Raw genomic sequence first — 20,921 nt, 5'->3', positions numbered from 1 at the left:
AAACACTCCTTCAGGCAAAACTTTTTACCAGGGATCCGACGATCAGGTGCCATCCATCGGCAAGCACAAAAATCATCAGTTTGAAAGGCAGTGAAACCATAATAGGCGGCAGCATCATCATTCCCATGGACAGCAGAACGCTGGCCACCACCATATCAATGATCAAAAAGGGGACGTAAAGCATGAATCCGATCTGAAAAGCGGTCTTCAACTCGCTGATAATAAAAGAAGGAATCAATACGGTGGTGGGTACCTCGCCGATATTTGCCGGGCGCTGCATCTTGGCCACGTTAACCAGCAGGGCCAGATCCTTTTCCCGGGTCTGGGAAATCATGAATTTGCGGATGGGACCCAACGCCTTTTCCAGGGCCTGCGTCTGATTGATCTCCTTGGCGATAAGCGGTTGAAGGGCATCCTGATTCACCTGTTGCCAGACCGGGGCCATCACATAAAAAGTCAGAAAAAGCGACAGACCGATCACCACCTGGTTGGGCGGCAGCTGGTTGGTTCCCATGGCCTGGCGAAGCAGCGAGAAAACAATCGCAATGCGCGTAAAAGAAGTAAGCATGATCAGGATCGATGGCGCCAGGGAGAGCACCGTCATGAGAAGGAACAGCTGCATGACCACCGCCACCTGCCCCTGATCTGCCTCCTGGTCCAGACCGACGCTGATCAGCGGTGCCGGCGTCTGGCCCCAGGCGCTGCCTGCCATGGAGACAAAACCTATCAGCAGGATGACCAACAGGCCAAACCGGATCGCTATTTTTTTTCTCCGATCGCTATTGTAGACCTGCCGTCGATTGCCAAAGTTTCTCACAGGTCTTCCTTTCGCTTGAACCCGCTGCCTATTTTTTTTAATCGATCGGATAGCATCGGCCCGAAAGATCCCGACTCGCCAGGCGGCATCTCCTGCTGGACAATGTCTTCCTCAAGGGTGTCCAGCAGATTGATGCGATCACCGGAAATGCCCAACACCAAGACCTTTCCCGGTACGCGTACCAGGGAAATGGTTTTTTTGACGCCCATGTAATGGCTTTCCAGCACCTGTATTCGCTTCCCCCCGGCTGCGCCCGTTCGTTGGCTGGTCAGTTTCCTGACCCCGTACAAAAGGGCAAGGATCATGGCCAGCACCACCCCGAGCGAGGCGATCATTTTCAACCCGGCGGCAATCATGTCCGGTGTCCCGTTCATCCCAGTTTCTCCACCCGTTCGACGGGGCTGATCACTTCGGTAAGACGAATGCCGTATTTTTTATTCACCACCACCACATCACCCTTGGCAACCAACCGGTTGTTGGCCAGAATTTCAAGCGTGTCGCCGGCCTCCTTGGGAAGTTCGATGACAGACCCCTGGCCCAGTTTGAGTAGATCATTGATCAACATTTTCGTTCGCCCCAGTTCGATGGTGATTTCCAGGGGAATATCCAGCAACAGGTCCAGATTGTCTGTGCCGCCGGCATGCCCGCTGGCGCCGATGTTGGAAATCTCAAAAGATCCAGCCGTTCCTGATGGCTGCTCCGCTTGTTTTCCCCCGTTGGCTGTTCCGGACGGTGGATGATTCTTTCTTTCTGCCATCGTTTATCCCTTTCCCCGGTCCTGATCGATCACTTCGGTAATTTGAACGGCCTTGCTTCCTTTGACGACACCGGGCATCCCTAAATATTTGGGAACACGTTCAATGTTAATGACCACGTTGTTCTGAGGGCCGGTGTTCAATCGAAGAATGTCATCAACTTCAAAATTTAGAATATCCTCCACCGAATAGACGGTTTTTCCCAATTCCGCGACGATATTCACCTCGGTGCGTCCCAGCAGCTTGCGGATCTCGTCGCCAAAGGAACTGGCCCGGTCTTTTTCCCGAAGATAGCTGGAACTCAGCTGGTCCTTGATGGGTTCGAGCATCAGATATGGCAGACACAGGTGGATATTACCCGAAAAGCCTTCCGTACTGATCCCGAAGACAACGATGACCAGTTGATCGCTGGGGTTGACCAGATAAACGAACTCCGGTTTGGTCTCAATTTTCCGCAAGGCCAGACGAACGCGATAAGCGGCTTCCCATGCGGTTTCCAGATCTTTTAACACGGCCATGGCGATCCGCTGGAGCATCCGCCGTTCGATCATGGTGAATTCACGGATTTTTTCCATCGGTTTTCCCTCGCCACCGAACATGCAGTCAATCAGGGAGAAAACCAGGTTGGGTTCAAAGGCCAGGAGCGCAGAACCGATCAACGGTTCCATGCCGAAAATGATAAACCCGGTGGGATTGGAGAAAGCCTTGATGAACTCCCCGAATTTGACGGTCTCCCGTGAGACGGCCTTGACGGTAATGGTTCGTTGAAACAGGCTGGACAGGGATCCCTGGAACAGGTTGACGAACTTGTCGTAAACCTCTTCCAGCGCATCGAACTGCCCGCGCTGCATGATATTCTGGGCGGTCAGGTCATACGAGCGGACCTGGACGGCGACTTCCTGCTTTTCCTCGACGACATCGATCTCTCCGCTGTCCATTGCCGAAAGCAGGGCATCAATTTCCTCTTGTGACAGGATCTGGTCGGCCATGATCGATTCCTATTGAACGACGAACTCAGTAAAGTAAATGTTGGTTACACGGCCCTTGGTCATCAGGGAGTTGATTTTTTCCATCACTTGGTTCCGCAAGGCAATTTTCCCGTCGGTGGTACTGACATCATCATAGGTCTTGGTGGGCAGGATCATCAAAACGGCATCCCTCACCTGGGGCAGCCGGCTTTCAATGGTGGCCACCGACTCCGGATCGCTGAGTTCAAGGGCCATGGTGACCCGAAGATACCGCTTGCCTCCGTGGTCCGCCAGGTTCACGATCATGGTATCCAGAGAATACAGGGGGCCAATAACATTCTCCTCTTCTTCAACCGGCATCTCGGCAACCTTCGCCGGGTCCTGGGGTACCTGAGAAATCTTGTTCCAAAGGATGAAAAAACCTGCGCCTACCATCCCCATAAAGAGAACGGCTACCGAAATAATGATGATCAACACTGTTTTCGACATTCGTCACCCTCCGCCGAATGGTTTTAAAAAATTCGAAAATACAGAATGAAAAGTTAATAAAGAGGGGAAGTAGCATGTTGCATGCCACTTAATTTCAGAACTTTAAGGAATGGGTCGGAGGAATGAAATCCGGGTCCTTTGGGCCATTCACACCTGTTTTATGGGGCGGAAAAACTCAAAAGTCCTTAACGTTGAGGCGAAATCCCGGCGTGAAAATAAAGAGGGGGATTAAAAATCAATCGTAATAGTCCGCGGGAGTGTCAATAATCGCTGAAAAGAGTCAAGGGGTTGACAGAACGCGGCCGGCGGCCCGAAAGCGGGAAATCAACTCCGGTGAAAAAAAGGGCCTCCGGCTGTGAACAATGTTGACCAGGTCTATTGTTCACAGCCGGTTATTTTTTAAGAAGTTAGCGTTTGATATTCAGCAACTCGGCCAGGATCTCATCACTGGTGGTAATGACTTTGGAATTGGCCTGAAACGCCCGCTGGGTGGTGATCATCTCAACAAATTCCGTACCCAGGTCCACGTTGGACATCTCCAGGGTGCTGGGAGCGATGGAACCCATCCCTGCCGAATTGGGGGGGCCGATCAGGGCCTGGCCGGAGGCCAGAGACTCCGCATACAGATTGCTGCCCTGTTTGGCCAGGCCCGAATAGCTGGCAAAATCCGCCAGCGCGAGTTGGGCAAAGGGGATCATCGAGCCGTTGGAATAAATGCCGGTAAAATACCCGTCTTCATCGACAGCCACCGATTGCAGGCTTCCGGAAGGATATCCGTCCTGGCTCTGGGCGGTCTTGCTGGATTCGGAGCTGTACCCGGTAACGCTGCCATCGGATGCGCCGGCAGCGTCCAGATAGTTCCAGGTGATGGTCATCGGCGACGTTGCCGGATCGATGCCGGTCAACACGATGGTGGGATTCGCACCAGCAGGTGTGCTGGCGGCCGGGTCCAGGTTGCCGCTCGCGTCAAATACAATGGACCCGGAGGATACACTCGCAGCGAGGGGGTTGGCGTGACTCACGTTCACATCCCAGTCCCACCCCGCAAGGGTGCGCTCAAAAACGACATCCAGAACCGCTTCCGACCCAAGGGAGTCGAAGGTGGTGATGGAGCTGGTAAACGTATCCCCGACAGCAGCGTCGCTGTTCAGGTTCATTCCAAAAGAAATGTTCTGTGTGGGATTGGGTGCGCTGGTACCGTTGGGCAGGACGACATCACCAATACTGCCGACGGCCCCGGTCGTTGGATCGAGAGCGTAACCCTGGACGATAAAACCGTCCGGGGTGACCAGGTTCCCATCCTTATCCCACTCGAACTGCCCGGCTCGCGTGTAATAAGAGATTCCGTTGGTGGGGTCGTCAACCATGAAAAGCCCTGAACCGTTGATGGAAAGATCCGTGGCGCTATTGGTGTTTTCCAGGGAACCCGCCTGCCACTGGGGATTGACCCCATTTAATGTCACGCCGCGCCCGATCTGAAGATTGGTCTGGCTCAAGGATGCGCTGAAAATATTGGCAAAGGATACGCGTGATGCCTTGAACCCAGTGGTATCGACATTGGCGATGTTGTCGCCGATGACCGCCATGGCGCTGGTGTTGGCCTTCAATCCTGAAATACCTGAATACAATGAACCGATCATGGTTGCTCTCCTTTTCTGACGGTTTTGCTTATTGACTATTTTATAGGTTCCCGGTTTCCTCGATGCGGATCACGGATGAAATCGGAACTTCATGCTCATTGATCAATAGATTCGTGGCGCCGGTTTTATAATCGACGCCGGTGACGACACCGGTGGTGTAACTGTTGGAGCTGACGATAGCGCCATCGGCATCCATGGCCATGACGGTAAACGTGTAGGGGCCGTCGGCAACGGCCGCGCCATTTGAATCCCGTCCATCCCACGCCACCTGCTGTTCGCCCGCTTGTCGGGATCCCGCCTGGATATCCGATACGAATCCCCCGTAATTGTCATAGATCTGGATGTAAACGCTGTCCGCGTCGTTAGCCAGATCGAACCGGATCGGATCCGGGTTTCCGTTGTTGACGCCGAACATGCTGCCGGTAGCGGTAACCGTTTTACCGATGAATCCGGAAGACTGAATGTTGTTTAAGGTGGATTGATAGACTTCGAATCCACTCAGGGTGGCGTCTATGTTCTGAAGCTGCTCAAGGGAACTGAACTGAGCCAGCTGCGCGGTGAACTCGGTACTCTCCGATGGGTTCAACGGGTCCTGGTTCTTCAGTTGGGCCACCAGCAACGTCAGAAAATCGTTTTTCCCCATCACGCTGTTGTCCTGCGTTTGGGGAGTGCTGGCTTGACTGTAGACGTCGGATACACTCATGACCGTCATTGTCCTTCACCTCCGTGAAAAATATTGTCGTCGTGATGGTCACCCGCACGTGAATCAGGCGAAATAATTGACACCATCACGGTTGGGCGGATCATCATCGACGACATTGCCGCCTGCCCGATTCAACGCTTCCGGATCCTTTCCAGGCGACTGCCGCTGACCGTTCTGAGATGAATGGTGCTTAAACATCTGGGCGAATTGTTCGCGACTGTGTTGTTGATTCGCATCCGGATTAACCATGACCTCGAATTTGTCGATGGTCAATCCCTGGCTCTGTAGTTCCGTTTTCAAATGGTGCAGATGGGTTTCAATGATCTCCTTGACCATTGGCCGATCCGTCATGATGCGCACCACCAGTTGTTCCTTGTCCGCGGCGATATTCATTTGCACATTGCCGAGGAATTCAGGTTTCAGTCGAATCTGTATTTCGGAACGGCCATGGATGGAACGCAGGGCGGCTTTGTCTACGATTTGATCCATCACCGTGGTCTGGAACGATTTTGACGCCGGTTCTTCCGGCCTCGCCGATGCGGCGGCCTGACCGGTGGTTGACTTGAGCGCCATATTTGTCGATTGATCCCCTGACAGTGCTTTAGCGGTGTCCTGAAAAGATGCGTGTGATTTGCTCTGTTCGGGAACGGTGCTTTTCACTGAATCCGATGACTGACCTTGTTGCAATTCCTCTTCATTGACATCCGCCAACTCGGCTCGCGGGCTGAGGGTGTGTTTGCCTTTGCCATGGGAATCGGCCATATCCTCATTGGAGGAAGCCGTTTTTTGATCCGTGAATGCCACCGCCATGGATTCCGGATCCCTGGTCTGGCCGATAATATTCTGTGATTGGGCGGTTGCGGGTTTGATCGATTTTTCAGGGGTTCCCATTCCGGATGGCAAACGCTCCTGAATAACTCGGTTGAGGTTGGTTTTTCCTTCGTCGCCGTCAGCAACAATGGGGTTGAGCAAAAAAGGTGTTTTCCCCTTTTCAGCCCCTGCTTCTGGCTTGTCTCCCTTCATCACCGAATCGAGCGGATTTTCTTTAATCGGACTCTCATTTGCTGTCCCGGTCGGGGTGCGTGAATCTGAGATAGCCGTCTGAAAAAGTTGGTCTTTGGAAACGGCTTGGGTTTGCCCTGTTGCCGTGGTATTTTCTTTGATCTGACTCACATCTGTCTGACCGGTCTGTGTAGCAATACCTGAAAGCCCGGGTCTGGCTTGTCCACCTTCCGGTGGGTTTCCCTTGGCGACCATCATCTCCGGAACGTCGATCAATGATTCCTGTATGGGATTGTCGGCAGAATATCTGCTCTCATTATAGGCGATGATGGCAGCAATGATCCCTTGTGGAAACTGAACATGCCCATTGTCGATACTTTCGGGATCCAGTGGGTGGGAAACTGTCTGGTCTGCCGAAGATTGCCCCATGGCGTCGGCTATCAGGGCCTGTAACTGATCGAGGGCGGGCAGATCCGACTCGAGGTCGTCAGGCTGAAAATTGAAACCGCCTTCACCTTCGGTAGCCATTGTGCCGGTGTTGTTCGTCGCCTTTTGCACCCATTCCAGAAAAGAACGGGCGTCATCATCGGAAAGCAAAATGGCATCTTCATTTTTTGGCAGTCCGTGAACGGCCTTGCCGGTATTGGTGGTTTTGTCTCCAAACCCGGGTGCTGAACCGTTGATGGACTGCATGAAGCCTCCGAATGGTATCATTGGCCCTCTCCACTTTTTTCTATAGTTTTTCTGACAAACTGATTGACCGCAATTTCATCGATGAAGTTCATTTCCTTTTTCAGCATCATCTGACGATATCGTTCGAGATCCTGATCCTTGAGTTTTTCCAGAATCTGCCGTTTCTTCATGGCTTCAAGCAACTCATCCTGTTTTTTCAACTCCTGGTCCTTGATCTCGTTGACTACCGTCATCTGCCTGGCAAGGCGATCGGAAAGCCTTTTGAGATACGTGTGATAAGCTACCACTTGATCGCTGGATATGCCCTTTGCCTGTTCCCGTTTCAATGCGGTGGTGGTGTCGGTTTCTTTTCTTTTCAACGATTCCATTTGTTGCTGGGCCGCCATTACCTGTTGACGGATCTCGGCATGTTCTTTTTTCAGGTTGTCTTCGATAAACTGCCGATGATCGAGAACCGTTTGCATTTTGAAAGTGTACATCGTTACCCTGCTGACTGCGCTTGCCCCTGTGATAGTCGGACGGGAGATCGGTCTGACTTTGTTAACAGCAACCATTATGCCAGCTTTATATAAGTTTTCATGTCTCTGTTTTTACGTTTCTTTTTCCGTTTTTCCCCATTTGTTTTTTTCTCCTTTCAACGATGAGTGGGCAACAATTACCGCTGCTGGAGTTTTTTTCCCGGAATCCACGGTCGCTTCGTTCGTTTGAAGTCATGAGAAAAATACCTGTGGCCCGACCTTAAAGGAAATGGATTGGAATCCCTGTTTTCCGTTTCTGGAAAAAAGTCATCATCCCAACATGGACTTCAAGGCTTCGGTGCTCTCTTCAAAAGTCACTTCTTCGTTAATGCCCTGTCGAAGATAGCGATTGATGGGATCGATCATCTGGATCGCATAGTCGATTTTGGGATTGCTGCCCGCTGCATAGGCGCCGATATTGATGAGGTCTTCGGCCTTTCGGTAAGTGGCCAGAACTTCCTTGATTCGGCCGGCATGGTGTTTGTGATCGAGGTCGGTAATATCCTCCATTACCCGGCTGATGCTTTTTAAAATGTCGATCGCCGGATAGTGGTTCTGATTAGCCAGATCCCGGGTGAGCACGATGTGGCCATCGAGAATGGAACGCGCCGCATCGGCGATGGGCTCGTTCATGTCATCGCCTTCCACCAGAACGGTATAAAGCCCGGTAATGGTGCCCCGATGGGACGACGTGCCTGCCCGTTCCAGCAATCTGGGAAGCAATGAAAATACCGACGGCGTATAGCCTTTGGTGGTGGGGGGTTCACCCAGAGACAGGCCGATTTCCCGTTGAGCCATGGCCAGCCGGGTAACCGAATCCATCATCAGGTTGACGTGATTGCCCTGGTCACGGAAATACTCCGCGATGGTGGTGGCAATGAATCCCCCCCTCAGACGTACCAACGGCAAATGATCTGACGTGGCAACAACCACAACGGATTTTTTAAGTCCTTCCTCCCCAAGATCCTTCTGGATAAACTCGTTGAGTTCCCTGCCCCGCTCACCGATCAGCGCGATGACATTCACATCCGCGGAGGTTCGCCGGGCGATCATTCCCAGCAGGACACTTTTGCCGACTCCGGAACCAGCAAAAATCCCCATCCGTTGGCCGCAGCCCACAGTCAGCAAACCATTAATGGCACGGATACCCAGATCCAGGGGCTGCTGAATGCGGTTTCTGAGCAGCGGGTTAACCGGATTGGCGTATATGGGATACTCATCGTCAATCTTGATCGGCCCTTTCCCATCGATGGGGTTGCCCAGCCCGTCGATCACCCTGCCAAGCAGTGCCTTGCCCACCCCCACATGGGCCTTTTCTTTGCGTGCCTCAACCTTGCACCCGGGGCCAATGGTTCGAATATCTTCCAATGGCATCAGCAATACCGAGTCTTCCCTGAATCCCAAAACCTCGGCACTGACCGTGCCGGTTCCTCCGTCGGTGGCGATATCGCATACACATCCGATCTGAGATGCCGGGCCGCTGGCTTCGATAACCAGTCCAACGATCTTTTGGACGCGTCCATTGGCCCGGATGGGGACTACGGACTCGATCATGTCAGTGTATTTGTCGATGGAAAGGGGCTGGAACATGATGGTGGACTCAACCTTCCGTTGAATGCTTGGGTAGATGGTCGTTCAGCAGTTCTTCCATGATCCTGACCTGTTGATCGATTCTTGCGTCCACATCCCCGAGTTTGGTTTCGATAATGCAGCCGCCAGGCTGGATGGTTTCATCCGCTTCGAGTTGCAAAGTTCCGCCAAAGTCATCCGACAGAAGCAATTCCTGTTTAAACCCGTTGACCGTATCGATGTCTTTGGGGTTCAGCCTTACCGTCAGATGACGGGGGTCGACCACCTTTTTCATGGCCGATTTAAGCACGTGACCAATGACCGGGCCATGCTCGGTTTCATGCCCGATAACTTTCTTGGCGATGGCCAGCGCCAGTCGAACCGTTTCCGTTTCCATCCGGTCAACATCCAGCTGTCGGATACGGACCATCTCTTTTACCGCAGACTTGAACGCAGCAACGCTTTTTTCGACCTCTTTCTGGTGTGCAGCAATCGTCTCGGCACGACCCTGCTCCATGCCTTTGTTGAAAGCCTCTTCAATCAGTTCCTGAATCTGTTCTTTTTCCTGAGGCTGCGCACTCATGGATGAACTGTCACCACTTCGGTCATGGGCGCCACCGACAAATTGCCCGTGGATAGATCCCGTTGTACATCCTTTTTCCATGCTGCTGGGGATTTCCGGGAAATAATAGAGCGCACATGACTCGGCTGAAAACAACGGGTTATCTTTAGGAAAATTAGCCAACAAATTCCTCCCCTCCCCGCCCGCTGATAACCAATTCGCCTTTTCTTTCCATATCTTGGACGATTTTGGTTATCTTTTGCTGCGCATCGGTAACATCCTTGATTCTGACCGCACCGGACACTTCCATTTCCTCTTTGAGTATCTCAGCCGCCCGTTCAGACATGTTCCGGAAAATTTTCTCTTTGACTTCATTCGTTGCGGCCTTGAGCGCAACGGCCAGTTCCTGCGATTCAACGGAACGCAGTACTTTCTGCAACCCCCGGTCATCCACAAGAATGATGTCGTCGAAGACGAACATGTTCTGCCGGATTTCTTCAGCCAGTTCGGGATCGTTCTCCTCGATCTCCTCGATTATCTGCTCCGCAGCCGTTCCATCGATCATGTTCAATATTTCAGCTAAACGAGGCACACCACCGGCTTTTTGAGTGGAGGAGGTTTCCTTGTTGGACAGGATTTCTTCAAACGTGCGGTCGATCTCCTCCAACATCCCGGAGGCCACCTTATCCAGGTTGGCTATGCGATAGGCGACATCGGATTTCAATTCGTCGGGCAGAAGCGCCATCACCTCGCTGGCAATGTGGGGTTTCAGGTGGGCGATGATCAAGGATATCGTCTGCGGATGTTCATTCTGAATCAGCTGAATCAACAAATCCGGTGCAATGGATTGGATGGCTTTAAGATTGTTCTCCCGCTTCACATCCAAACCATCAGCGGCTGAGTCGGCTCCCTCGTTCTTCTCCTTGTTTTCAATTTGTTTGGGTGGTTGTGCCTTTTCAAGAAACTCCCTGGCAACGCTTTCAACCAGCGCCGGAGATATCGACCCCAGCTTGGACTGGAGTTTGAAAATCAAATTCCGTTCGGCTTTGCTGAGTTGATCCATTACCGGTGAGATGACATCCCATCCCAGTGCCTGAACAAGAATAGCCGCTTTTATCGATCCGATAAGATTTCTGGGGTCCATGGTTTACATCACGTCTCTTTGAGCCAGGCTTTCATGAGTCGGGTGGAGCCGGCACGGTTTTCATTGATCGCGCTTTCAATTTGCCGGGTGTAGCTGTTTTCTTTGTCAGACTCTGCATAGCGGCGTTCCAGTTCCTTGATCGTTTGCGGAAGCTGCTCGAGCATTTGGATTTCCTCAATCGGTGTGGATGTCAGCCAGCGGGCCAGCGGTTTGATGATCATCATGAAAGACAAGAGGAAAAACAGGGCCGCCGCTGCATACTTGATCAAGGTCTGATGGGTCTTGACCATCTCCATCCACCCTGGAGACTCCGGCAGAGCCGTCAAATCGGAAGCCGGCTCCACTTCGAAAGGAATATTGACCACTTCAATTTTATCCCCCCGGGCTGCATCGTAATCGACGGCGCTTTTGACGATATTCTCGAGCTTGGCCATCTCTTCCGTTGGGCGGGGAACATACTGTGCCTGTTCCCCTTCAGCACCTTCTTCAGGCTGCTGGTAAGTGCCGTCAACCACCACGGCCACGGAAAGGCGTTGGATGCTGCCGATGGGCATGATTTGGCGGTTGGTCAGTTTCCCCACTTCATAATTTTTAGTGAACTGCTGCTTCTGATTCTTCCCGGCACCTCCCGTCGCAACCGTCCCTGTATTGGTGGGAACCACGTTGGACTGAAGACCGGGAACGCCGGATGCGGTTCCAACGGAGTCACTTGAAACCGAGCTGGATGCCTGCTCGCTCCGGATCACCGAACTTTCCGGAAGGAAAAGCTCTTCCGTTTTTTCCTGCTGGGTGAAATTGAGCAGGCAGGATACCCGGACAATGGCCTTATCCTGTCCCAGAACGCTCTCCAGCATAGTTTTGACGCGACTTTCCAGCAGCCGTTCCTTTTTCTCCTGAAAGGCCAGCTGGTTGGAAGTAATTTGGCTGACGGTTGATTTTTCCTTGAAACCGGCAAGCATTTTCCCGCTGTTGTCAATAATGGTGACGTCCTCCGGACTCAAACGGGATACACTTGAGGAGATCAAGTGGACAATGCCCTGGATCTGGTCTTTGCTTAGATGCCTGCCGCGCCTCAGTTTGAGAATGACGGATGCCGTGGCCGGTTCTTCTTCTTCGATAAACAGGGATCGGGCGGGCATGACGATATGCACCCGGGACGTTTCCACTTCCATCAGGGTATTGATGGTCCTGCTCAGTTCCCCCTGGAGCGCCCGCTGGTAATTCACATTCTGGACGAACTCGGTCATTCCCAGTTGGGTGTCGTCAAAAACCTCGAACCCGATATCGGTGCCCCGCGGCAACCCCTGCGAGGCCATTTCAAGCCGCATTTCATAGATTTTTTCATAGGGAATGCGCACACCCGTACCATCCATGGTAAGCTGGTAGGGTATCTTTTTTTCTTTAAGATGGTTTACGATGGCGGCAGCATCTTCCGGCGCCAGATTGCTGTAAAGGGGTTGCAAGTCGCCGGTTTCCGACCAGGTCAATAAAAAGGCAAGCCCGGCGATGGTGCCGCCGACCATTATGGCCATGGCCACCAGTTTTCCTGTAGAAAGGCCCTTGAGGGCCAGTTTTAATTGCTGCGGCAGTGTAGATAATGAAAAGGCCATCGTATCTCTTCACTCACCTTTCAGGCTTGATGCAGGAGCGGCTTCCAGCCGCGATTAATGTTATACGATACCGCGGCAAGATGCTGCTCCTGCAACTGATTTTAAATGGACATCCTACGGATCTCGTCATAGGCGGTCATGAGTTTGTTGCGGATCTGCAGCACCAACTCAAAGGAAATTTCGGCTTTTTGCATTGAGATCATCGTGTTGTGAATATCCTGGTTCTTGCCGGTGGTCAGATCGTTGATGGCTTGATCCGCGTTCAGCATTTGCCCGTTGACCTCCGTCAACGATCGTTTGACATAATCGCTGAACGGTGATGCCGACTCCTCAATGGCCTGCTTTTTGGGGGCATCCATTTCCGGCAGGATCGTCTGCAAATTCGAAATCGTCAGATCGTTCATACGTTTTTCCCTATCTCCAGTGCGATCGCCGTCATGTCCTTCGTGGCGCGTATCGCCGTGGCATTGGCCTCGAAGCTTCTGCTGGCGGAAATCATATTGACCATCTCTTCAACGATATTGACATTCGGCAGTCGGATATAACCGTTTTCGTCGGCATCCGGATGGCCGGGATCATATTTTTCAACAAAGGGCTTGTCGTCCTCGATGATACGAGCCACATTAACACCGCCGCTTGCTTGACCCAGCCGTTCATCCAGCACGTCTTTAAAACCACCGGTTTGAACCGCTTCGAAGATGGCGTCTTTACGTTTGTAGGGTTCCCCGGTTTCCGTCCGTGTCGTGTTCACATTGGCCATGTTGCTCGAAATGAGATTCATTCTAAGACGCTGGGCGCTCAATCCGGTCGCGCTGATGGCCAGGCTGTCGAGAAAATTCATTTTAGTTAGACCCTCCCTTTATAACGTGCTTCAACCCACTGAATTTAGAGGCGACAATCTGAGCAGAAGCTTTGTAAAGCAGGCTGTTTTTTGCCAGGGCGGTCATTTCACGGTCGATGTCGACCCCGTTGCGATCCCCGCGTAACAGCAACGGGTCATCGACTGACTGTGTTGCGATAGCGGATGGATCATCGGACATTGCTGAGCCCGGCAGGTGTTGTTCATCGGTCTGTTTTAACCGCGTCGAAACCGCCGTCGGCAGGTCTTTTTGAAGCGCTTCCTCAACGTTCATCGAAAATGGCTTAAAATTCGGCGTGTCCGCGTTGGCTATATTGTTGAGGATCATTTCATGGTTGCGTGCCCGCAAATCCAATGACCTGGACAAGGTTGAAATGGCGCCGCCGAATAAATTGACTGGTTGATTATCCATGATTAGCCTCGCTTGTTAGGTTCTGATGGAGAGGTGAGCAAATTATGTACCATCCTGCTCAACTGTCTTGCCTTCCTTTTCTTCGCGGTACTCATTCAATTTGTTTCTAAGGGTGCGGATGCTGATTCCCAGCATTTTTGCGGCATGCGTCCGATTGTCGTTAACTTCATTCAACGTGTTGAGAATCAAATCTCTTTCCATTTCCCGTACGGTCAGGCCCGCCGTTAACGAAGGCTGTCGGGAGGCCGAAGCAAAGGTTTCTTCCAATATAAAATGCTCAGGCAGGAGTGTTTCGCCGCTGCCGATCAGGACACCGCGTTCGATGGTATTTTCAAGCTCGCGAACATTTCCCGGCCAGGGTTGTTTCACCAGCAGATCCATCGCCTGATCGGAAATGGTATGCATTGTCCCGGAATTCTGGCTGCTGAAGCGGTTAAAAAAATAGTCGGCGAGCAGGGGAATGTCGGTTTTTCGTTCCCGCAACGGTGGAATCGTCAAAGGAATGACGTTTAACCGATAAAAAAGATCCTCGCGGAATGCATTGGATTTGACCGCTGCTTTCATATTCTGGTTGCTGATGGCAATCACCCGTGCCTCAATTGGAATCGATCGGTTATTTCCCAGCCTTACTATTTCTCTCTCCTGAAGCGCTCGTAACAATTTGGCTTGAAGGGGCATGGCCATTTCAGTGACTTCATCCAAGACCAGTGTTCCTTTTCCGGCACTTTCGAATTTGCCGATCTTTCGTGAAATCGCTCCGGTAAACGCCCCTTTCTCGTGACCGAACAATTCACTTTCCGCCAGTTGTTCGGGCAAGGCCGCGCAATTGATGGCTACATAGGGTTCATTCTTCCGGCTGCTGTTTGAATGAATGAAGGAAGCCAGCAATTCTTTGCCGGTACCGCTTTCGCCGGTAACCAGTATGGTGGCCGAACTCGGAGCGACCTTTCTGGCGATGTCAAGAACGCCGAGAAGCGCACTATCCCGGGTGATGAATGCTTTGTCGGTTTTTCGACTGACGGGGCTGGGCGTTTGGGTCTTCAGGATATCCCGGACGGCTTTCTCAAATGCATTCTCGATCAGTTCGGTTTCGGACGGATCGATAATAAAATCGGAGGCACCCGCCTGCATGGCGGCAATCACGTCTTGCGCAGTACCCACGGACGAGCCGACCAGGATATGGATGGAGGAGAATTGCTGCTTTACTTGTAGAGTCAGGTCGACACCGGACATATCATCCAGCCTCAGATCCGAGTATAGGATCTGATATGGCCGGGAGTTGAGGATCTCCAGTGCCTTTTGTGCATATGAGCAGGATTCGAACTGCAACGCACTGTTTTTTTCGAGGACACCACACAAATGTCTTCGAAGATTCGAATCCTTAACAACAAGTAAGGCGGTAATCTTTTCCATCGTGTCTCTTTAAAATCAACTTTGTCTTTCCGGCGGAGGCAGAAATCCAGCAGTTGGTGAATCTTCCGGATTGGCCGATTACCTTAGCAATCTAACCCAAAGCGGTCTCTCCTAACAGCCGTTTCACGTTAAACTGCAAATTGGCTGCCAGGGATACCAGGATGATCGGAACCAATCCCATCCTACCGATAAGTAGCTGTTAATTTACGTTTTTAATCTGAAGCAGAAGTTTAAGACAATCGGAAGGGTTAAAGAGGCGGGGAAACGGAGATATCAATCCAGTTAATCAGTGTCACCGCATTGACATCCGCGGGAAATGAAGGCGAATTTTCAAACCGCCTTCATTGGGGTACTTATGATTAGAAATGGTTGTAAAAGCTGGGATGGCATTCAGGAGCAAGACGCAGGCAGATGAAAAAGCGCCGCATACTGCAAATTATAGGCGGACCTTTTGAAACAACTTGAAACGCGGCCAATGGCTGGTAGACGCGATTTTGGAACCTCTTCTATGCGCATTTTTGCAGTTCATACCGTTTGATTTTCTCCACCAGCGTGGTCCGCTTTACTTGAAGCAACTGGGCGGCCTTGTTTTTTACCCATTTGGTCTTTTCCAGGGACTGGTAGATCAGCCGCTTTTCGAATTCGCTGACAGCGGTATTGAGGCAGAGCCCATCACCGGTTATTTCCGGAGCACAAAAACTGTTTGTGGGCGCATCATTTTTCATTTTTTCAGGCAAATCATCGATTCCGATCTCCCCATCCCCTTTAATTACCACCATCCGCTCCATCAGGTTGGCCAATTCTCGGACATTTCCGGGCCATGAATGTTGGATAAGCACATTCAATGCATCATCGGAAATGGATTTGACTTGGGTCTTTTTTGTCTGGTTGAGACAATCTAAAAAATGGGCAACAAAATGGGGAATATCCGATCGCCGTTCCCGTAGGGAAGGAAGCTTGATCGGGATTACAAATAGCCGGTAGAACAGGTCCTCCCGAAAGTTACCCTTCTGCACTTCCTCTTCCAGATCTCGGTGCGTGGCGGCTACAATTCGGACATTAACCTTGACCGTTTTACACCCACCGACCGGTTCAAAACAGCGTTCTTCGAGCACTTTCAGAATCTTCACCTGAAGGTCCTGGCTCATATCGCCGATTTCATCCAGAAAAATAGTCCCGCCGTTGGCGGCCTCGAACTTGCCGACTTTATTTGCCGTGGCACCGGTAAACGCACCCTTCAGGTGGCCGAAAAGCTCACTCTCCAACAGGTTTTCGGGAATGGCGCCACAATTGATCGACACGAAGGGCTGGTCCTTTCTATAAGACTGCTTATGAATGGCGTGGGCGATCAACCCTTTTCCCGTCCCGGTTTCGCCGTTGATCAAAATGGTACTGTCGCTGTCGGCCACCCGCTCAACCAGACGAAAAATTTCCTGCATCTTCGCGCTTTCACCGACGATTCCTTTAAATGCGTCGCTCTCATCGTATAAGGGAGCTGAATCTTCAACAATCACATCCATGCATGGGTCGTTGATCATTGCTGAATTTTGCACGTAGACGCCTCCTGCTTTTTCAATTTTATTTTTTAAAGGAATTGAACGATGCTATGTGCACTAGCAATTTTGTTGCCGACATTTATATTTGATCCCTTCCTTTTTTATTTTACCGCAAAGGGCATTCCTTTTATTGGCCAGCAGCCACCATATGTAGTTGAGGGAAAGATTGCCTTGCACAGGGGTTGTTATCAATTGGGGGATGCCTTCCTAAAAAAAATTCTTTTTTCCATCAAGGCAAATTGAGCATGCAGGTTTTGTTAAAGACAAAACTTACTATTCTTTTGCATATTGCAAATATGGAATATCGCCTGGTCGCCAATAAACGTGGACTGGAATCATCACTTTGCGAGTACGTAACTCCTTTTATTACAAGGAATATCTTCTTATTCCGTATCAAAATGAGGTCAATTTCTGAGGTGAATGACGCTATTGCCGGTTCGAACAGATTTAATTTTGCAATCTGCAATTTTTTTGCATTTTGAAATTACTTTTCCGCCTTAATAGATCAAAATAACTTATCCCTATCAAAAAAGACTCAAGTGCCCTTCACCTTTATCCGATAATGGATTTAGAGCACGTTAAGATTGATCAGTCTCCAATGGCACCACAAGGACGAATAACAATGGATTTACTTTCAACCTCCGCTGCCAACGCCGACCTCATGTTTTCAGCTACGATTCAGCAGCAATCGCAATTGGACGAGCTGTCCAGTCGGGCCCTTACCAAAGGGATTGATCTATATATGGACAAGCACTACAAAGAAGCTGCTCGGGAATTTCAACGGGCAGTCGGGCTTTCACCCCAAGGGCAATATTCCTCGGACGCCTCCAATTATCTGGCCAACGCCTACCTGAAACAGGGAAAGACCGAAAAAGCCATCGACGCCTACCAGCAGAGCGTGGATCTCAATCCGTTCAGGGATGACACCCATCTTACCTTGGGGAACCTCTATTTTTCCTTAGGTCGGCCAAAGGACGCAGAAAAAGAATACAAGGCGGCCGTCAAGCTCAACCCCACCAGTGCCAAGAACAATTATTCGCTTGGCCAAGCTTATTTAGAATTGGAACAATACAGTTCAGCGGAAAATCAATTCAATGTTGTCAAACGCTTGGCACCGGAATCCGGCAGCGGCGAATTCGGAATCGGCCTGGTGCGTAGTCGTGAGCAACGTTACGAAGACGCGATTCAGAGTTTCAAAACCGCTATAGGTAAAAAGAGCGATTTCTATGACGCTTATGCCGAAATGGGCTATGCCCACGCTGACTTGGGCGAAATGGATCAGGCCAAGGAAATCGTCGATTTCTTGGATAAAAATTCTTCCAGTCTCGCCGACAGTTTGAGCAGCTATATGTACGAAGTCGATCCGCCAAAATTTTCCCTGGCCTACTCCACCAATTTTTTCAAATCGAAACCCATGAACACGACGGTGGCGTCAATGGATGCCTACCTTGCTAATCCCAATGCTTCAAAAACTTTTACGATGAAGTTCGTTTTCGACAAAGAGATGGATCGGGAGTCGGTGGAAAATATTTTGAACTGGGGGATCGGCCGATCAACCGGCAGTGGGCCGGGGGAAATGTACAACTTTGGATTACCGGTGGCTGACACTGAAATCATGCCCCCGAATTATCCGGACCACGTATTCTATGACGCAAAAGCCCAGACCGCCGTGGTCACCTTTTCCCTGACCCAAAATGCAGCGGCCAACGGTACCATCGACCCTTCGCACATTGAATTCACCTTTACCGGCAAGGACGCGTTTGGTCACAAGATGAATCCCTCCGGAGATCAATTTAGGGGATTCGATGGGGTTGCATGAAAAATTTTCTGTTAATTACTCTAAAAAAGCTAAAGTTCATCACCGATAAACCGATATAGAATCTGAAAGTCACAGACGACGGTCCTGGAAGGAGGCGAGATAAAACACGGACTGAACCAAACGCAATACAACTAAAGAATCACCAACATGTTTGGCAAGAAATGCCAAATCAACCAACCCTAGAAAAGGAGAAATATCATGGCAATGGACAACATCACCTTAACGTCAGGCATGCGTCAGAATCTTTTCAGCCTTCAGAAAACTGCCAAGTCCATGGACCTCACCCAGACTCGGCTGTCTACTGGCAAGAAGGTCAATTCTGCACTGGACGACCCCATCGCTTTCTTTGCAGCCCAGGGCCACACCCAACGCTCCAGCGACCTGGCCATCCGGAAGGACGAAATGAGCGAGGCCATCCAGACCATCAAGGCGGCCGACAATGGTATCACCGCCGTACTCGACCTGATCTCTTCGGCCAAATCACTGGCCCAGTCGGCCCTGGCCAACCAGAGCACCTCTGAACGGGCCGACCTTACCGCCCAGTACAACGACCTGATATCCCAGATCGCCACTGTGGCGGCAGACTCCAACTACAAGGGGACCAACCTGCTGGTAGATGGTCAGGAACTTAACATCACTTTTGACGAAAGCGGCGACTCTACGTTGACCGTTACCGGTGTCGACGGGACCGGTGGGGCAGTTGATGGTGCCACAGATTGGGGCGCTGTCGACCTGGGGGACAGCACAGACGCAATCAACGCTAGCATCACCCAATTAGATGATGCCAGGGATCAACTGCGTATCGATTCTACCGCACTGTCAAACAAGCTTTCCACCATTACCATTCGCCAGGATTTTACCGACAACATGATCAATACCCTGGAAGATGGCGCGGCAAATCTGACCAACGCCGACCTGAACGAGGAAGGCGCCAACCTGCTGATGCTGCAGACACGTCAGCAACTGGGTACCACCTCCTTGAGCATGGCCTCCCAGGCTGCCCAGTCTGTTCTGAGATTGTTCTAACAGGGTTCAAACCTGATTAGCCTTTCTCATAACCAGCCAAAACAAAGTGGAAGGGGAGCTTCTCCCCTTCCACTGCCTGGCTGCTCACAAGGTGAACAGTCATATCTACCTCGACTATTATCCACAGCCCGTCCTGTTTCCCGATCCCAAACTGAGCGTTTCAAATTTTTTAGGATGATATATGGTTTTAATTTAATTGAATCTTTCCGAATACTATCCTGAAAAATGAGAAACCCGTTGGGATTGACGATCTCACACATCTTCGGCGTTAGATGTTGCCGTACATAGTCCACTATAGCGCGACGACATCTGCCTTGAATCTGTGGCAAGCTCGACAATCGCTCAGTTTAGGCCAATATAAAACGCTTTCACTGGACAAACCACATGTGTTGAAAGCATCGCTCATCGTTGATTTCAGTGCTGATTTGAGGACAAAAAATAGGAATAAACCGTCGATTTCCCCTTCACTTTTTTGCATTGATGCCGATAAAATGATTATAGTTTCGACAGATGACAGAAAAACTGATAGATTTACCAGCAAGCATCTGAATCAGCATCCACGGAAGGCGCACCACCTATCCTACGTCACGGAGAGGATTTCTATCTTATTATGGGCCTAAAGATAACACTAAAACCAAAAGAGCGAATGATTATTGGCGGCGCGGTTATCACCAATGGGGATTCCAAATGCGATCTGATCATTGAAAATAAAGTCCCTCTGTTGAGAGAAAAAAACATCCTTAAGGAAGAGGAAGCCAACACACCCGGCCGCCGTATATACTTTGTCATTCAACTGATGTACATCGACGAAGAAAATCTGACGACCCACCATAAAGCCTATTGGGACCTGGTGTCTTCATTTATACAGGCAGCCCCAAGTGCTCTCGAGATGATCAAGCAAATCAGTGATCACATCGTCAGCAACAGGTATTATATGGCGCTTAAACTTGCCGGCAAATTGATTGAATATGAGCAGGAGGTCATCAAAAGTGTATAAGAACGCCTTCAAGAACTATCAGGATGTTGAGAAAGCCACCGTTTCGGGTCGGGAAACCGAAGCACGTGTGCTTACCCAGGCTGCGATTAAATTACAGGTATGCCAGAAAAACTGGCAGGATGGCATTTTTGAAGAACTGGACACCGCATTGAAATACAACCAGAAAATCTGGAGCATCTTCCAAAGCGAACTGATAAAGAACGACAATCCGCTTCCCACCGAGATAAAACGCGACCTCTTGAAGCTGGCGGGCTTCATTGATCGCCGCATCTTCGAAACGATGTCTTCCCCATCGCCTGAAAAATTGGACATCATAATCAAGATCAATCAAAACATTGCCGCCGGCCTTCGTGGACCAGCATGATTGCG

The 20,921-nt window shown here is 50.7% G+C and carries 23 protein-coding genes; 5 read left to right on the top strand and 18 right to left on the bottom strand.

What is annotated here, in order from left to right:
• Positions 1 to 10: 10 nt before the first annotated feature.
• The 18 genes from fliP to ACHZBS_RS27575 all read right to left on the bottom strand — a co-directional run bounded on the left by fliP (position 11) and on the right by ACHZBS_RS27575 (position 16,707).
• Positions 11 to 817: a flagellar type III secretion system pore protein FliP gene (fliP, locus tag ACHZBS_RS27660; protein WP_319409763.1), complete on the bottom strand. Its 807-nt coding sequence runs from the start codon at positions 815 to 817 to the stop codon at positions 11 to 13.
• Positions 814 to 1,191 carry a flagellar biosynthetic protein FliO gene (fliO, locus tag ACHZBS_RS27655; RefSeq protein WP_319409762.1) on the bottom strand — a complete coding sequence of 126 codons (378 nt, stop codon included), beginning with the start codon at positions 1,189 to 1,191 and terminating at the stop codon, positions 814 to 816. The genes fliP and fliO overlap by 4 nt, the downstream gene beginning before the upstream one ends.
• Positions 1,188 to 1,574, bottom strand: coding sequence for a flagellar motor switch protein FliN (gene fliN / locus ACHZBS_RS27650; protein WP_319409761.1), 387 nt, complete (start codon positions 1,572 to 1,574; stop codon positions 1,188 to 1,190). Before fliN ends, fliO begins: the two co-directional genes overlap by 4 nt.
• Before the next feature lie 3 nt (positions 1,575 to 1,577).
• The gene (gene fliM, locus ACHZBS_RS27645) at positions 1,578 to 2,561 is read right to left on the bottom strand and encodes a flagellar motor switch protein FliM (protein WP_319409760.1); all 984 of its coding nucleotides are present in this window, start codon (positions 2,559 to 2,561) and stop codon (positions 1,578 to 1,580) included.
• Positions 2,562 to 2,570: 9 nt separating this feature from the next.
• Positions 2,571 to 3,029, bottom strand: coding sequence for a flagellar basal body-associated FliL family protein (fliL, locus tag ACHZBS_RS27640; protein WP_319409759.1), 459 nt, complete (start codon positions 3,027 to 3,029; stop codon positions 2,571 to 2,573).
• 407 nt (positions 3,030 to 3,436) lie between these two features.
• Positions 3,437 to 4,669: a flagellar hook protein FlgE gene (locus ACHZBS_RS27635; RefSeq protein ID WP_319409758.1), complete on the bottom strand. Its 1,233-nt coding sequence runs from the start codon at positions 4,667 to 4,669 to the stop codon at positions 3,437 to 3,439.
• A gap of 40 nt (positions 4,670 to 4,709) precedes the next feature.
• Positions 4,710 to 5,372, bottom strand: a complete 663-nt coding sequence (locus tag ACHZBS_RS27630; RefSeq protein ID WP_319409757.1) for a flagellar hook capping FlgD N-terminal domain-containing protein — start codon at positions 5,370 to 5,372, stop codon at positions 4,710 to 4,712.
• 63 nt (positions 5,373 to 5,435) lie between these two features.
• Positions 5,436 to 6,971 carry a flagellar hook-length control protein FliK gene (locus ACHZBS_RS27625; protein ID WP_319409756.1) on the bottom strand — a complete coding sequence of 512 codons (1,536 nt, stop codon included), beginning with the start codon at positions 6,969 to 6,971 and terminating at the stop codon, positions 5,436 to 5,438.
• Between the two features lie 113 nt (positions 6,972 to 7,084).
• Positions 7,085 to 7,546 carry a flagellar export protein FliJ gene (gene fliJ, locus ACHZBS_RS27620; RefSeq protein ID WP_319409755.1) on the bottom strand — a complete coding sequence of 154 codons (462 nt, stop codon included), beginning with the start codon at positions 7,544 to 7,546 and terminating at the stop codon, positions 7,085 to 7,087.
• A 309-nt stretch (positions 7,547 to 7,855) separates the two neighbouring features.
• Positions 7,856 to 9,175, bottom strand: coding sequence for a flagellar protein export ATPase FliI (gene fliI, locus ACHZBS_RS27615; RefSeq protein WP_319409754.1), 1,320 nt, complete (start codon positions 9,173 to 9,175; stop codon positions 7,856 to 7,858).
• A gap of 10 nt (positions 9,176 to 9,185) precedes the next feature.
• The gene (locus ACHZBS_RS27610) at positions 9,186 to 9,737 is read right to left on the bottom strand and encodes a FliH/SctL family protein (RefSeq protein ID WP_319409753.1); all 552 of its coding nucleotides are present in this window, start codon (positions 9,735 to 9,737) and stop codon (positions 9,186 to 9,188) included.
• A gap of 154 nt (positions 9,738 to 9,891) precedes the next feature.
• Positions 9,892 to 10,860, bottom strand: a complete 969-nt coding sequence (gene fliG / locus ACHZBS_RS27605) for a flagellar motor switch protein FliG (protein ID WP_319409752.1) — start codon at positions 10,858 to 10,860, stop codon at positions 9,892 to 9,894.
• Between the two features lie 8 nt (positions 10,861 to 10,868).
• Positions 10,869 to 12,470, bottom strand: coding sequence for a flagellar basal-body MS-ring/collar protein FliF (gene fliF, locus ACHZBS_RS27600; RefSeq protein ID WP_319409751.1), 1,602 nt, complete (start codon positions 12,468 to 12,470; stop codon positions 10,869 to 10,871).
• Positions 12,471 to 12,571: 101 nt separating this feature from the next.
• On the bottom strand, positions 12,572 to 12,874 hold the full coding sequence (gene fliE / locus ACHZBS_RS27595; protein WP_319409750.1) for a flagellar hook-basal body complex protein FliE: 303 nt from the start codon (positions 12,872 to 12,874) through the stop codon (positions 12,572 to 12,574).
• A complete protein-coding gene (gene flgC / locus ACHZBS_RS27590; RefSeq protein ID WP_319409749.1) occupies positions 12,871 to 13,311 on the bottom strand; it encodes a flagellar basal body rod protein FlgC in 441 nt (146 codons plus the stop codon). Before flgC ends, fliE begins: the two co-directional genes overlap by 4 nt.
• A 1-nt stretch (position 13,312) precedes the next feature.
• On the bottom strand, positions 13,313 to 13,741 hold the full coding sequence (gene flgB / locus ACHZBS_RS27585) for a flagellar basal body rod protein FlgB (protein WP_319409748.1): 429 nt from the start codon (positions 13,739 to 13,741) through the stop codon (positions 13,313 to 13,315).
• 42 nt (positions 13,742 to 13,783) lie between these two features.
• Entirely contained in the window at positions 13,784 to 15,154 is a 1,371-nt protein-coding gene (locus ACHZBS_RS27580; protein WP_319409747.1) for a sigma-54 dependent transcriptional regulator, read from the bottom strand.
• A gap of 506 nt (positions 15,155 to 15,660) precedes the next feature.
• A complete protein-coding gene (locus tag ACHZBS_RS27575; RefSeq protein ID WP_319409746.1) occupies positions 15,661 to 16,707 on the bottom strand; it encodes a sigma-54 dependent transcriptional regulator in 1,047 nt (348 codons plus the stop codon).
• 48 nt (positions 16,708 to 16,755) lie between these two features.
• Between ACHZBS_RS27575 and ACHZBS_RS27570 the strand changes: the two genes are divergently transcribed.
• From ACHZBS_RS27570 to flaF, 5 genes are all read left to right on the top strand, one after another.
• Positions 16,756 to 16,953: a hypothetical protein gene (locus tag ACHZBS_RS27570; protein ID WP_319409745.1), complete on the top strand. Its 198-nt coding sequence runs from the start codon at positions 16,756 to 16,758 to the stop codon at positions 16,951 to 16,953.
• A 379-nt stretch (positions 16,954 to 17,332) separates the two neighbouring features.
• Positions 17,333 to 18,529, top strand: coding sequence for a tetratricopeptide repeat protein (locus ACHZBS_RS27565; RefSeq protein ID WP_319409744.1), 1,197 nt, complete (start codon positions 17,333 to 17,335; stop codon positions 18,527 to 18,529).
• A gap of 198 nt (positions 18,530 to 18,727) precedes the next feature.
• Complete coding sequence (locus ACHZBS_RS27560; RefSeq protein ID WP_319409743.1) at positions 18,728 to 19,555, top strand: flagellin; 828 nt, start codon at positions 18,728 to 18,730, stop codon at positions 19,553 to 19,555.
• Positions 19,556 to 20,165: 610 nt separating this feature from the next.
• On the top strand, positions 20,166 to 20,552 hold the full coding sequence (locus ACHZBS_RS27555) for a flagellar biosynthesis repressor FlbT (RefSeq protein ID WP_319409742.1): 387 nt from the start codon (positions 20,166 to 20,168) through the stop codon (positions 20,550 to 20,552).
• The gene (flaF, locus tag ACHZBS_RS27550; protein WP_319410202.1) at positions 20,524 to 20,916 is read left to right on the top strand and encodes a flagellar biosynthesis regulator FlaF; all 393 of its coding nucleotides are present in this window, start codon (positions 20,524 to 20,526) and stop codon (positions 20,914 to 20,916) included. The genes ACHZBS_RS27555 and flaF overlap by 29 nt, the downstream gene beginning before the upstream one ends.
• Positions 20,917 to 20,921 lie beyond the last annotated feature (5 nt).

Source organism: uncultured Desulfosarcina sp. (genome assembly GCF_963664155.2).
Taxonomy (GTDB): domain Bacteria; phylum Desulfobacterota; class Desulfobacteria; order Desulfobacterales; family Desulfosarcinaceae; genus Desulfosarcina.
The sequence above is the reverse complement of the archived record's forward strand: the minus strand, read 5'-3'. Positions and strand labels throughout refer to the sequence as shown.

What these genes read in the sequence shown, in the direction of transcription:
- fliG (WP_319409752.1), bottom strand. Translation starts at nt 10,860, where the DNA reads ATGGACCCCAGAAATCTTATCGGATCGATAAAAGCGGCTATTCTTGTT.
- ACHZBS_RS27555 (WP_319409742.1), top strand. Translation starts at nt 20,166, where the DNA reads ATGGGCCTAAAGATAACACTAAAACCAAAAGAGCGAATGATTATTGGC.
- fliO (WP_319409762.1), bottom strand. Translation starts at nt 1,191, where the DNA reads ATGAACGGGACACCGGACATGATTGCCGCCGGGTTGAAAATGATCGCC.
- flaF (WP_319410202.1), top strand. Translation starts at nt 20,524, where the DNA reads ATGAGCAGGAGGTCATCAAAAGTGTATAAGAACGCCTTCAAGAACTAT.
- fliJ (WP_319409755.1), bottom strand. Translation starts at nt 7,546, where the DNA reads ATGTACACTTTCAAAATGCAAACGGTTCTCGATCATCGGCAGTTTATC.
- ACHZBS_RS27610 (WP_319409753.1), bottom strand. Translation starts at nt 9,737, where the DNA reads ATGAGTGCGCAGCCTCAGGAAAAAGAACAGATTCAGGAACTGATTGAA.
- flgC (WP_319409749.1), bottom strand. Translation starts at nt 13,311, where the DNA reads ATGAATTTTCTCGACAGCCTGGCCATCAGCGCGACCGGATTGAGCGCC.
- fliL (WP_319409759.1), bottom strand. Translation starts at nt 3,029, where the DNA reads ATGTCGAAAACAGTGTTGATCATCATTATTTCGGTAGCCGTTCTCTTT.
- ACHZBS_RS27570 (WP_319409745.1), top strand. Translation starts at nt 16,756, where the DNA reads ATGCTATGTGCACTAGCAATTTTGTTGCCGACATTTATATTTGATCCC.
- fliM (WP_319409760.1), bottom strand. Translation starts at nt 2,561, where the DNA reads ATGGCCGACCAGATCCTGTCACAAGAGGAAATTGATGCCCTGCTTTCG.
- fliN (WP_319409761.1), bottom strand. Translation starts at nt 1,574, where the DNA reads ATGGCAGAAAGAAAGAATCATCCACCGTCCGGAACAGCCAACGGGGGA.
- ACHZBS_RS27560 (WP_319409743.1), top strand. Translation starts at nt 18,728, where the DNA reads ATGGCAATGGACAACATCACCTTAACGTCAGGCATGCGTCAGAATCTT.
- fliF (WP_319409751.1), bottom strand. Translation starts at nt 12,470, where the DNA reads ATGGCCTTTTCATTATCTACACTGCCGCAGCAATTAAAACTGGCCCTC.
- ACHZBS_RS27565 (WP_319409744.1), top strand. Translation starts at nt 17,333, where the DNA reads ATGGATTTACTTTCAACCTCCGCTGCCAACGCCGACCTCATGTTTTCA.
- ACHZBS_RS27630 (WP_319409757.1), bottom strand. Translation starts at nt 5,372, where the DNA reads ATGAGTGTATCCGACGTCTACAGTCAAGCCAGCACTCCCCAAACGCAG.
- ACHZBS_RS27580 (WP_319409747.1), bottom strand. Translation starts at nt 15,154, where the DNA reads ATGGAAAAGATTACCGCCTTACTTGTTGTTAAGGATTCGAATCTTCGA.
- fliI (WP_319409754.1), bottom strand. Translation starts at nt 9,175, where the DNA reads ATGTTCCAGCCCCTTTCCATCGACAAATACACTGACATGATCGAGTCC.
- flgB (WP_319409748.1), bottom strand. Translation starts at nt 13,741, where the DNA reads ATGGATAATCAACCAGTCAATTTATTCGGCGGCGCCATTTCAACCTTG.
- fliE (WP_319409750.1), bottom strand. Translation starts at nt 12,874, where the DNA reads ATGAACGATCTGACGATTTCGAATTTGCAGACGATCCTGCCGGAAATG.
- ACHZBS_RS27635 (WP_319409758.1), bottom strand. Translation starts at nt 4,669, where the DNA reads ATGATCGGTTCATTGTATTCAGGTATTTCAGGATTGAAGGCCAACACC.